Origin of the sequence: Aphanizomenon sp. UHCC 0183 (genome assembly GCF_009712065.1) — a bacterium.
Taxonomy (GTDB): Bacteria; Cyanobacteriota; Cyanobacteriia; order Cyanobacteriales; family Nostocaceae; genus Dolichospermum; species Dolichospermum heterosporum.
Window position 1 is genome coordinate 1 of record NZ_VILC01000038.1, and the last position, 12,577, is coordinate 12,577.

Sequence of the window (12,577 nt, forward strand, 5' to 3'; positions counted from 1 at the left end):
CAGCAGCCAGAGATAAAACTCACAGAAGTATAGGTTTTACCCACACCCGTCACCATTTGAATCAAAGCTTTAAGACGATTTTGTTTGAGGGAATCAAATAAAATAAATTATTAATCAGCAAACCCTAGATACTGAACATGATTTGACATGATGCACAAAGCATACAGTTTAAAATCAAATTTATCCAAAGCCTTTTTAAGAGCGTAGAGAAACACCTCTCGACATTCACGACGACTCAACTTAAATTCGCGGTTATTGCAATGAGTAGTAATGTAATAGCAATAATCCGCTTTGATTTGACGTGGTGAACGGACATGAGTTATTGCAGCATGAGTATAACAAAAACATGGGAAAATTATAAATCACCCCCATCCCCTAGTAGTCTGTCAAGAACTAATTGACGGGTAAATAAATTTTTCTTCTTCCTTCGCGCTCTTTGCGTCCTTCGTGTGTCATTAAAGATTGTTAGCGCTCAACCTCTCTTGAAATTTTCTAAGGAATGTGGGTTTATTACCAATTAATTACCAATTACCAATTCTCTATTCTCTATTTCCCAGGGCAAAAATACTCCCCAAAACAAAACCCCCAAGGTGCGCCCAATAAGCGACTCCTCCCGTTTCTACACTCATTTTAGCTGCTGATTGGAGACTGGCAAAACCAGCGATGAGATTTTGTATAAAGAAAATACCAATAATTACTAATGCAGGAATATTAATTGTAGTGATGAAAAAACCCAAAAAAACTAAAGTGGTAATTCTTGCTTGAGGAAACCAGATTAAATATGCACCTAAAACTCCAGAAATTGCCCCACTTGCACCCAAGGAAGGAATAGTGGAGTACATACCAATAAACCATTGACATAAAGCAGCTATAGCGCCACAGGTTAAATAAAATAATAGATATTTAAAATGCCCTAAGCGGTCTTCAATATTGTTACCAAATACCCACAGATAGACCATATTAGATATTAAGTGCCACCAACCTCCATGCAAAAATTGTGACGTAAATAAGGTTGTCCACTCCCCACTCCAATTGATGGTTAATTCTTGCGGTATGACTGCATACAATTGAAAAAATTGTTCTAGTTGTAAATTCGACAAACTGATTTCATGGAGAAAAACTAGAATATTCATGCCAATTAAACCATAGGTAAAATATGGCGTAATTCGGGTTGGGTTTTCATCGTAGAGGGGAAACACAAATATTGTTCCTAATCATCATTAAGATCACTATAACAGGAGTCAAGGAGAAGGAGTCAGGAGTTCTGGAAGGAAGAATGAAGAATAAAGAAAATTTTCCTCCTATTGCCTAAGAGGATGTTTGAAAAGTCTAATTTATTACTTGCCTTGACGGCTGGAAGTCTCGGCTACACGAGCAAAACCCACCTTCGTGGGTTGGAACAGCTTAATTTTTTGTTAGTCCACCTGGGTGGACTTTGTTTGTATAGTAGCGATTTATAATCGCCGGAAAATTTTCAATCCTTTTATGGTGATTAATTGAGGGTAATCCAGTCACCTTGGACTATGGCTGTCAAACCACCGGGGAAAGGATCTGTTTGGGAGCGATTGGGGGCTGTGATTAGGGCTGTGAGTTTGTCAATGTGTTCAAAGTTGGGTGCATGGGGAAGTATTTCTTGGAGAATCTGACGCATGACTCGACGTTGGACTGCTAGGGGTGCTTTTTGTAATATTCGCCTATTAATTTGTAAATTGTCTTTATTACCCTTTGCTGAGGCTTCTAGCCGCCACTGAAGGGCTGTTTGTTCTAGAAATTCTACGTCTGCTTGAAGTAGTTCTGCTGTTTGGGCTAGGTTGGCTTCTACTTGGGGATTGAAATTTTCTCTGAGATATGGAATTAGTTGTTGACGAATGCGGTTACGGGGATGTTTGAGGTTTTGATTGGTGGAGTCTTCCCATATTGGCAGATGAAATTTTTGGCAAAACTGTTCTGTTTGGGAACGGGTGATTTCTAGGAGTGGACGGATTAGGGTAATATTTTCGGTGAGTGGACGTTGCCAAGTTAATGCTTGCAAACCGTCTGTGCCAGTACCCCGAATTAAATTGTATAGTAAGGTTTCGGCGCGATCGCTGGCGGTATGTCCGGTAATAATATATTGATAGTTATAACATTGGGCAATTTTTGTTAAGGCTTGATATCGCCAATTTCTGGCTGTGGCTTCACTTTTGACGGGTTGATTGGCTGTTTCTAAATAAAAGGGTGTGTGCCAAGTTTTTGCTAAATTGGCGACGTGGTGAGCATTTGCTTGGGAGTCTTCGCGCCAACAATGATCACAATGGGCTATGGCTATGTTCCATTCCCATTTGGGTTGTAAGTCTAATAGTAATTTAATTAAACATAGGGAATCTTGTCCACCGGATACTGCAACTAATAGATGTTGTTTGGGTGGGAGTAGATTACGGGTGTGGATGGTACGATGTATGTGGGCGTGGAGGGGTGTCCATGTCATGAGAGTTTTTAATATTTCATCACCTAAAATTTCAGCGTATCTCTTAGCTAACTTTGATGTAAGTCATTTTGTAATTATTTAGATTATACCGCTTTCTTTATAGAGGGCGGGGAAACCCCTACATTAAAACATATCCGCAGGATCAGCAGATTGGAGTTTGCTAGTAGCGATCGCCCCAGAAATAGCACACATAATTATGGCTATTTTACAGTAAGTTAATATCAACTACGCTTGTCACTATTACAACTTGTGTAATAGTGACATTTGTTATGGGGTTGACACCACTAAGGTAAATATGTCACATTTGTGTTTGAGAGATATGCCACTGAATAGCAATATCAAATTTTGTGACGTACCTGGGGTGGGAAGCAATGTTTTTATAACCAAAACCAGTTAAATTCTGGACAGACTTTACTGGTATCGCAGCAAGGTCAATTTTACACATTCTCTAACTCAAAATAATTCCGTTTTTCAGGTTCAAAATTAAGGACATTTTACTATCAGAAGCCATAAACTATGAAATTGAATCCCAACTTAAAGCCAATTATAAGTTCTCTATTCTCACTAGCTTTGTTGTCCATACAAAATCCAGCAATTGCATCAGTAAATCAAGGTAAATTAGGAAATTCTTCAATTAATTTAGGACTGAATATAACCAAAGAATTTACCAAAAAACAACCAATTCAAATAGCTGAAAATGACGAATTTTGGGGACCACAAGGAGATTTTCAAATTTTGATGCCTGGAGATGAAGTAGAGAATAATAAGAAACTGCGGGTAACAGAAAATAAGGCAACAGAAACAGTATATATGATCTTTCATGGAGATATACCGACGGATGTTGATTATTTAAATTCGGAAGGGATTCGAGAAGTTTTACAAACCTCTCTGAGGCAAAACCTGGATATAAAAGGTAAAGTTGTGAAAAGCACAAATATGGTAATTGAAGGATATCCAGGTATTGAGTTGCTAGTACAACATTCTGATGGTAGTCTAGGACAATATCAAGGATATGTGGTCAAACGACGACTTTATTTAATCGGAGCTAGGGCAAAGGATGAATTAACTACAGAAGCGATTAATTTTTTCGCTTCTTTTAGGGTGTATCCCAGCAAAATTGTTAATTAATTCTAGATAGGGTAAGTAGGTGGGCGTTAAAAATTGTCGTTGGGGCAAGGGAACAGGGAACAGGAAGAGAGTTTTGAGTGATTTTACTTTTCTTTACATACCTTTAAATTTTTCTGTTCACCTACTTAGATATTTCTGACAATATCCTCGTTATTGCTACTAAATGAGACTTAGGGACTTCCAATTAAAAAAATATCCCAAAGTTTCTTGTGGTGCAGGCATCTTGCCTGCCAATAATACAAGGACGGGCAAGATGCCCATCCCACAAGATTGGATCATCTTTTTTGTGGAGTTCTCTTAAGCAAAAAATCACTGAAAAATGTTTAATATCACAGTCCGCAGATATTAAAGAATTAACAATTTAGAGGAAGTAAAGCCCGAAAAGATTGCCTAGCAAAGATTTCAGGCTTTTATTTTGTAAAATAATTTAGCAATAGAATCTAGGGCGGGGAAACCCCGCCCCTACCTGGTGGTAAAAACGTTATTTGATAACAGTAGAAAGTCCTATACATACTTCTTAAAACATATCCGCAGGATCAGCAGATTGGAGTTTGCTAGTAGCGATCGCCCCAGAAATAGCACACATAATTATAGTTAAAAGTAGGACTTGTATACCACGAATTATTGTCATATACATGGGCAAATTTGTTGCTGTTCGGGTTAGTTGGTAAAGTCCTAAAGATACAGCTACCCCTGGAAAAAATCCCAAAGCTGCTAAAATTAAAGCTTCTTCAAAAACTATAGTTAGTAAATAATCATGACGATATCCTATGGCTTTGAAAGTTGCATATTCTCGCAAATGGGCATTAACATCTGTGGAAAGAACTTGATAAACAATAATTACTCCAACCGCGAATCCCATTGATACACCGAGGTTGAAAATAAACCCAATGGGGGAATTACTACTCCAAAAATTATTTTCAAATTCAATAAATTCATTATGAGTAAGAACTTTGACATCATCTTTTAAATAAGCCTTTAATTGGGCAACAACTTGATCGGTTTTATAGCCTGGTTTGATTTTAACTAAACCGATGCTCACACTGCTTGTAGGCTGTCTAGCAAAGATTTGGGAGAAGTTATTGGCACTGGTAATCAAGCTCCCGTCTGCGGCAAAGGAAGCACCAAGTTTAAATAAGCCACCAATAGTAATTGTATTACCATTAATTTCAGTTGTGACAGTTTTACCTTGTTGAATTTGCTGAATTGCTTGTTGATATTCTCCTCTGGCTGCTCGATCAAATAAGACTGTATTTGGTAATTTAATTTTTTGTAATTGTTGATTAATTTCTGGTAAATCAAAAGCTGGTTGATCTGGATTAATGCCAATAATTAACACTCCTGTTTCTAATCGTGTTTGCGGATTTTTCCAAATAATATGGTTACAATACATAGCCTCAGCCGATTTTACCCCTGGTACATCCATTGCTTGATAAAGTCGTCTACGAGAGAAAATAGACATACTTTGTAAGCTACGAGCTTGGGGACTAATGAGAATAATATCAGCTTGTAAACTCCGATGTAATCTAGTATTACTATCATATAAAGCAGTTTGAAAACCTGACTGCATAAACATAAGAACATCGGCAAAAGCAATACCAGATACTGCTACCAATAAACGGCTTTTTTCATGGGTAAGTTGTAACCAACCCAAAGGAGTTCGTCGGCACAATTTTTGAAAAATACTAATCATAGGAAGGAGGAGTCAGTAGTCAGGAGTTAGGAGTAAGGAGAAAGGAGAAAGGAGAAGGAAGTAAGAAATAAGAAAGAAATAAGAAAGAAATAAGAAAGAAATAAGAAAGAATCATGTTAAGTAATTACCAATCATCAATCACTAAAGACTAATAATTGCCTTAACTTGCATATTTGTAAATTTAGCTGCTTGGTGGCTAGCGGCTTTGTTTAGTCGGATGTGGACTTTTATGATTCTGTTATCAATATTGCTGGAAGGATCTGTATTGGTGAGGTTTTGCTTTCTTACTTGTAAACCGATTCGTTCTACTTTTCCTTGTAATTCTTGAGAAAAAGTATCGCTAACTATCCGCACCTGTTTTCCTTGTATAATTTTTGTAATATCACTTTCGTAAACTTCAGCAACTACATACATCTGACTGGTTTTACCAATGTCAGCAATGCCATTATTAGAAATTAATTCTCCTGGGTGAGTGTAGATTTCAAATACTTGTCCATTTTGAGGAGATTTGACATAGGCTTTTTGAAGATTGATAGTGGCTTTTTTTACTACTGCATCTGCTCGATTTAATTCGGCTATTGCTGCTTGTACATCTACCTTCCTAACTTCAGAAATTTGGTTTAGGGTTGCGGAAGCTTCTTTGATTTTTTGTTGACTACTTAATTCGAGCTTTTTTAACTGTGACTGTGCGGCTTGAAGACTTTTTTTAGCAGTTTCTACATTCAAGTTTTTACTATCTCTTTGAGATGCGGAAATTGCCCCTGCTGTATATAATTCTTGATAACGGTGATTTTCGGCTTCAGCATTGAGTAATTCAGATTGCAATTTTTCTAAAGTTACTTTTTGAGTATCAATATCACCTTGACTTTCGGCTGCTAATCTGTCAATAATGGCTTTTTGGGCGGTAATTTCTCCAGGTTTAGCACCTGCTTGAATTTGGGCAATTTTAGCTTTAATTATGTTTACTTCTGCTTTGGCTTCAGTTAATTCTGCCTGTAAGCGATCGCTATTATCTAAAATAGCAATTACCTGTCCTGTTTTTACCATATCCCCCTCTTTGACTAATATCTTCTCGACTCTACTTCCTTCTCCAGACATCGCTGCTGATAATTTGATCACTTCCCCTTCTGGTTCAATTCTACCCAGTGCTGTGACGGTTTTTATCTCTGGTACGGCTACCACAGGATTGGCTGGTTTTTGATTATCTATATCCCGAAATTTGAGGACAATAAAAACACTAATACTAGCCATAGATAAAGATGCCAGCATGGCAATAGCGATTCCTGCGGAGCGCTTCGCTATCGCTAATCGGAGAATAAACTGAGAAGATAATGAACCTTGTCGCTTGTGGTTTTGCACAACTGCATACCTTTTCAGTGCTGTTTCAAAATTAGTTAATGAAAAATATCTGGTAGAAAACGAAATCCTAGAAAATCTTAAAATGTAGTTCCTATACTCAACGAGGTAATTTAGTCAATTTATTGCATTAGAAATGACAAATCAATTCTAAATTTTTGACAGAAACGAACATTTAGAGATAATATCCCAGAATAGAAAGTCAGATGGTTAACAGATGACAGTTTTCGTAAAATTAGTATATGTACCTGTGCAAAATTAATTGAACATTTTAAAATTCCTAAACCAATCAATTTTGTAGGAGGCCAACCCCCTGTGGTTGCCCCAAATATCGGGGTAGGCACGGGGGCGCTACCCCTACTTTAAATCCAAATTTTTTATATAATTAGGATTTACGCATTGACAAGATTCCCCAAATATGTGAGGTAAATTTTATCCCTTGTAGGGTGCGTCAGACACGATATTTTGACAAAAAAACAGATTCCCTCTATCTGACGCACCCTACTCAATAAGTTATTCCCAAAGCCGAAAACGACGCAATTTCGTTCATTCATATCATGGTAAATTTGTACAGTGCGTAAGTCCTAATAATTAATTTTGCTTGCGTACTGATTTTAGACAAAATGAGATAGAAATATGGATACTTGTACAGCAGGAGTCAGGAGTAAAACTGGCTTGCTGTTTGGCTTTGAATTTAGCTCATTAATCTGCAATTTGCTATAACTCATCAATTTCTTTAATTAAAATAAACCGCGCTTGCCATTCGGACGTACCGTTAACCAATTCATTTTAGCTACAGCCAATTGTTCATCAGTCACCTTAGCGCCAGTGAGATTAGCACCGGACAAATTAGCTCCCCGCAGATTAGCTTGAGTTAGATAAGCTTGACTTAGGTTTGCACCTCTAAGGTCTGCACCTTCTAAATCAGCATTACTAAAATAAGCCTTGCTTAAATCCGCATCTTTGAAATTTGCTTGTTGTAAACTTGCCCTACCAAAGTCAGTATTATGAAGATTAGCTGCTTGAAAATTAGGTTTCTGAAATTGAGCAGCATGGAAATTACTTCCTGATAAGTTAGCACTAGATACACTCAACCGGATAAAATTGTAGCCCGCAAAATCCCGTCTTCCTTTTTCATAAGCTGCTAGAAGACCTGGGGAATCTAATTTCCGCACAGACAATGGATCATCAGCGTTATTCATACCTCTAGCGGCTGATTTAGATGCCAATTCTCTGCCCTGATTGCGTCCATGTTTCCATTCTGTGTCTGCTGGTGCTGGTGTCTTGTCTTTTCTGGCTCGAATAGATGCCGCTAATTTCGCAACATTATCATTGTTACCACGAGCATAACTAATAGAATCAATCCCAGCATTTGAGGAATGATTCTGAGTAGGTCCAGAGGGTTTAGAGAGTAAGCCTTGGGCTAAACTATCTAAATATGGCTCCATGTCTAAAGCTGTAAGTACGTCTTGTGCGGATTGATAGCGATTGCGGACGGATACGTCCAACATTTTTCTCAAGACCTTAATAAAATGGTCACTGGCTTGTACTAGATGTTCCCACATCATTTCCCCTGTGGTGGGATTGTATTCTAAGTCTTTAGGAATTTTCCCAGTTAATAAATAAACACAAGTTACTCCTACTGCATAGATATCACTGGCATAAACTGGACGCATAGCCATTTGTTCGGGAGGTGCAAAACCAGCAGTACCAATTGCGTAGGCTGTTAAGGCTGATTGTTCGGATTGATTGGTTATGACTTGGCTAACTTTATTTTTGACAGCGCCAAAATCAATTAGTACGAATCTGGCATCTTGAGAACGACGAATTAAGTTAGCTGGCTTAATATCACGATGAATTACCTGTTGCTCGTGGATATATTGGAGCAGGGGCATGATTTCACTTAAAAATTGTCTGACTGCGGTTTCACTATAAACTCCATTTTTTTTCACTTCTTGTTGGAGAGTCAAACCGCTCACATATTCTTGCACTAAGTAAAATTGATTGTTATCTTCAAAATAGTCCAGTAGTCTGGGTATTTGGGGATGATTACCGATTTTACCAAGAGTTTCTGCTTCTCTGGAGAATAACTCCCGTGCCATTTTTAATATGTACGGAGTTGTACTTGCTGGACGTAATTGTTTAATTACACAAGGCGGTCTGCCAGGTAGATTTTGCTCTACTGCTAAAAATGTTGCCCCAAAACCACCTTTACCGATGGGTTTAACTACGCAAAAGCGATCGCGCAACAGTAATTTCGAGCCACAAGCCTGACATATTAGACTAGATGCTGAATTTATAGGATGGGAACAGGTGGGATTTACGCAATAGCTCATGCAATGTAAACTCGCTGCGTAACAGCTTCAGGGGAATAATGATGCTCTTATTACATTATGGAGAGCAAATTCAAATTTACACCAGGTTATATGAAGCGGGAATTTATTTTTTGATTCTCTAAGGGACTTCCAATTAAAAAAATACCCAAAAATTTCTCGTGGTGCGGGCATACTATGCCCATCCCACAAAATTGGGTAAGGAATGTGAATTAAATAAGGTGCAAAAGTAGGGTGTGTTAGCGACAGCGTAACGCACCATTCCAGGTTACATCAGAATTGCAGGTTATTAAATTTGCGTTCCTAATTTATTTTTTGGTGTTCCCTTAGGCAGGTAATAGGCAACAGGAAACAAGGAATTTATTACCCATTACCCATTACCCATTACCCATTACCTATTTACAGACTAGACAGTACCTCTTTAGCAGCAGCTAATGTCTGTTCAATATCTTCGGAAGTATGTGCTAAAGAAGTAAAACCAGCTTCAAATTGAGATGGGGCTAGATAAATACCATGCTCTAACATTCCGCGATGGAAACGACCAAATTTACCTGTATCCGCCTTTTTGGCATCTTCATAGTTATGTACAGGCCCTGCGGTGAAGAATAGCCCAAACATGGCACTAATATGACCACCACAGGCAGCATGACCTGTATCTGAGCAGATTTTTAGCAATCCATCAGTTAACTGTTTAGTAATTTTTTCTAAATACTCATAAGTACCGGGTTTACCGAGGAGTTCCAGGGTTTTAATTCCCGCTGTCATGGCTAAAGGATTACCAGAAAGAGTCCCAGCTTGATAAACTGGTCCTGCGGGGGCAACCATAGACATAATCTCACGACGACCACCGTAAGCACCGACTGGTAAACCACCACCAATGACTTTACCCATTGTGGTTAAGTCAGGGATAACACCAAATTTGGCTTGTGCGCCACCGTAGGCAATACGGAAGCCTGTCATCACTTCATCAAATACCAGTAATGCACCATGTTCTTGGGTAAGTTCCCGTAGTCCTTCCAGAAAACCAGCATCAGGGGTAATAAAGCCCGCGTTACCAACTACGGGTTCAAGAATCACGCCGGCGATTTCCTGGGGGTTTTGTTCAAATAGAGCTTTTACGGCTTCCAAATCATTGAAAGGCGCGGTTAAGGTGCTGGCGGTGACGGATTTGGGTACTCCTGGTGAGTCGGGTAAACCCAGGGTAGCAACACCAGAACCGGCTTTAACCAGGAACATATCTGCGTGTCCGTGATAGCAGCCTTCAAATTTGATAACTTTTTCTCGATTTGTAAAGGCTCGCATTAGGCGTAATACCGCCATACAAGCTTCTGTTCCAGAGTTGACGAATCTGACCATTTCGACGCTAGGAACAGCATCAATGACCATTTCGGCTAAAACGTTTTCGAGGGCGCAGGGAGCGCCAAAACTTGTGCCTTTATCTAGGGCTGTGTGTAGTGCGGATATTACTTCTGGATGAGCATGACCACAAATGGCTGGTCCCCAAGTGCCAACATAGTCAATGTATTTGTTGCCGTCTACGTCCCAAATATAAGCACCATTGACATGATCAAATACGATGGGTTGTCCCCCGACGGATTTAAAAGCGCGAACAGGAGAACTGACTCCTCCGGGCATGAGGTTTTGAGCAGCAGCAAAGATTTCTTGTGATTTTGTGGTTTTAATTGTGGTATTGACCAAGGGTATCTCCTATGAGGTGGTGATTAAAATTGAGCTTCTATCTTAGGATAGGGTGAAAAGTTGCTTGTGAATTTCTCTGGTATGGGATTAGCTGAAAATGGTATCTTGAGTCAAAGAATTATTGTAAATTAACTGGTATGTCTTCTTCTGAACTGAAATCGCTTTCATCTGCTATCCCTGTGGAAAAAATTCGCTACGATGACAAGGGTTTAGTGCCGGCAATTATCCAAGATTATTTGGATGGAACTGTGTTAATGATGGCTTGGATGAATCGGGAATCGTTGCAAAGGACTTTGGACACTGGGGAAACTTGGTTTTGGAGTCGTTCCCGGCAGGAATTTTGGCACAAGGGCGCGACTTCTGGACATATTCAGAAGGTACAAACTATTCGTTATGATTGTGATAGTGATGCTCTGTTAATCGGGGTGGAGCAGTTGGGTGATGTAGCTTGTCATACTGGAGAACGTAGTTGTTTTCATCAGGTTGATGGCACGGTGACACCACCACCAGGGGACAGTTTATCACAATTGTTTGCGGTAATCTGCGATCGCCGCGATCGCCCCAATGAAGATTCCTATACCTGCAAGTTATTGACTGGTGGTGATAATAAGATTTTGAAAAAGATTGGTGAGGAAAGCGCGGAGGTAGTTATGGCTTGTAAAGATGATGATGCTGATGCGATCGCTGGCGAAGTTGCGGATTTATTTTATCATACTCTTGTAGCTTTGGCTCATCATCAGGTTGATTTAAAAGCAGTTTATCGCAAGTTACAAGAAAGAAGGAAATAGGCTAATTTATTAATAACTGTCAGAATCAGGATAACCAGGATTATCAGGATGTACAGGATGATAATTAAAATTGTAGGTTGGGTAGAATGAAATGAAACCCAACATCATAGTCTTTAACGTCTACTTGTAGTTCTGTTTTCACTTTAGTTAGACTAAAATACCTTTTTTCTGGTTTTACCTGCTGAATGTGGATTATAAAGGCTTAAAACCAAGGAACCCCGATAGAAACTTTAAGGGGGTTTCCTCACATCAACTCTTAATTAATGTTTGGAAACCTGGATCATTTTTAATCTCATCAAAGTCAATATCATTTACAGCATCTTCTCGATAACTGGGATTAAATTCAATAGCTTTTTGCAGATTTTCTAAAGCTAATTCAATTTTTCTTTGTAGTGCATAACAGGCAGCTTTGTTGTAATAAGCACTAGAATAATCAGGTTTGATTTCTAGTGCTTTATCAAAACTGATAATTGCTTGATCATCTTCTCCTAACATTACCAATGTGTAACCCCGTTTATCCCAAATTTTGGGAGAGTTGGGTTGAAATTCTAAAGCTTTATCAAAAGAAGCAACTGCATCTTCACAACGTTCTAATTCTAGCAAAGATAAACCACGATTTACCCAAGCAACCCCATCATCAGGTTTGATTTTAGTAGCTTTATCAAAACAGTTAAATGCCTCTTGATGTTTTCCTAAATTTCCACAAGCCACACCAATATCACACCAAGCTTGATGATATTCAGGATTAATTTTGATAGCTTGATTATAGGAGGCTATGGCATCTTTGTAGCGTTTTAATCTATTGAGAATTATCCCCCGTTTTAACCAATTTTCTGGATTTTCTGGTTGAATTTTAATGAGTTGTTCATAAATAGCTAAAGCATCTTCATGGCGTTTTTCTAAAAATAGCACTTCTGCTTGTTTGATATAATCATCAATAGAAATTTCTGGTTGTAATGATTCTGATTTTTGTTCTATTACTGGTAATATTGTAGGAGGTGTAATTTCTGCTAATTCTTTGAGAATTATCTCTTTACGTTGTTGAGCATCAATTTCTAAGTTTTGCAGATTTTCTATAACAGTAACTTGCTGTTTTTGCACATCATTTTGTAAG

Annotated in this window: 10 protein-coding genes; 2 read left to right on the forward strand and 8 right to left on the reverse strand. The window is 38.5% G+C overall.

Annotated features, from left to right (window positions below; translation table 11 throughout):
• The 3 genes from FJR37_RS27010 to tilS all read right to left on the reverse strand — a co-directional run.
• A partial coding sequence (locus FJR37_RS27010; RefSeq protein ID WP_371416126.1) for a DEAD/DEAH box helicase family protein occupies positions 1 to 104 on the reverse strand: 104 nt, incomplete at its 3' end.
• Between the two features lie 435 nt (positions 105 to 539).
• Positions 540 to 1,199, reverse strand: a complete 660-nt coding sequence (locus FJR37_RS14470; protein WP_039201861.1) for a rhomboid family intramembrane serine protease — start codon at positions 1,197 to 1,199, stop codon at positions 540 to 542.
• A gap of 293 nt (positions 1,200 to 1,492) precedes the next feature.
• Positions 1,493 to 2,467: a tRNA lysidine(34) synthetase TilS gene (gene tilS, locus FJR37_RS14475; RefSeq protein WP_168466336.1), complete on the reverse strand. Its 975-nt coding sequence runs from the start codon at positions 2,465 to 2,467 to the stop codon at positions 1,493 to 1,495.
• Positions 2,468 to 2,983: 516 nt separating this feature from the next.
• Between tilS and FJR37_RS26215 the strand changes: the two genes are divergently transcribed.
• On the forward strand, positions 2,984 to 3,595 hold the full coding sequence (locus FJR37_RS26215; protein ID WP_174763427.1) for a hypothetical protein: 612 nt from the start codon (positions 2,984 to 2,986) through the stop codon (positions 3,593 to 3,595).
• Between the two features lie 517 nt (positions 3,596 to 4,112).
• Here the strand turns inward: FJR37_RS26215 and devC are convergent.
• The 4 genes from devC to hemL all read right to left on the reverse strand — a co-directional run bounded on the left by devC (position 4,113) and on the right by hemL (position 10,675).
• Complete coding sequence (gene devC, locus FJR37_RS14485; RefSeq protein ID WP_174763428.1) at positions 4,113 to 5,288, reverse strand: ABC transporter permease DevC; 1,176 nt, start codon at positions 5,286 to 5,288, stop codon at positions 4,113 to 4,115.
• 141 nt (positions 5,289 to 5,429) lie between these two features.
• Positions 5,430 to 6,647 carry an ABC exporter membrane fusion protein gene (locus FJR37_RS14490; protein WP_168466337.1) on the reverse strand — a complete coding sequence of 406 codons (1,218 nt, stop codon included), beginning with the start codon at positions 6,645 to 6,647 and terminating at the stop codon, positions 5,430 to 5,432.
• Between the two features lie 737 nt (positions 6,648 to 7,384).
• Positions 7,385 to 8,980 (reverse strand): serine/threonine-protein kinase, encoded by a 1,596-nt coding sequence (locus tag FJR37_RS14495; RefSeq protein ID WP_039201865.1) that lies wholly within the window; start codon positions 8,978 to 8,980, stop codon positions 7,385 to 7,387.
• A 396-nt stretch (positions 8,981 to 9,376) separates the two neighbouring features.
• Positions 9,377 to 10,675: a glutamate-1-semialdehyde 2,1-aminomutase gene (gene hemL / locus FJR37_RS14500; RefSeq protein ID WP_039201866.1), complete on the reverse strand. Its 1,299-nt coding sequence runs from the start codon at positions 10,673 to 10,675 to the stop codon at positions 9,377 to 9,379.
• A 137-nt stretch (positions 10,676 to 10,812) separates the two neighbouring features.
• On the opposite strand from hemL, the gene hisIE reads away from it, so the two are divergent.
• A complete protein-coding gene (gene hisIE / locus FJR37_RS14505; RefSeq protein ID WP_039201868.1) occupies positions 10,813 to 11,463 on the forward strand; it encodes a bifunctional phosphoribosyl-AMP cyclohydrolase/phosphoribosyl-ATP diphosphatase HisIE in 651 nt (216 codons plus the stop codon).
• A gap of 249 nt (positions 11,464 to 11,712) precedes the next feature.
• Here the strand turns inward: hisIE and FJR37_RS14510 are convergent.
• Positions 11,713 to 12,577, reverse strand: an 865-nt coding sequence (locus FJR37_RS14510; RefSeq protein ID WP_168466338.1) for a tetratricopeptide repeat protein, incomplete at its 5' end; no start/stop codon positions are given.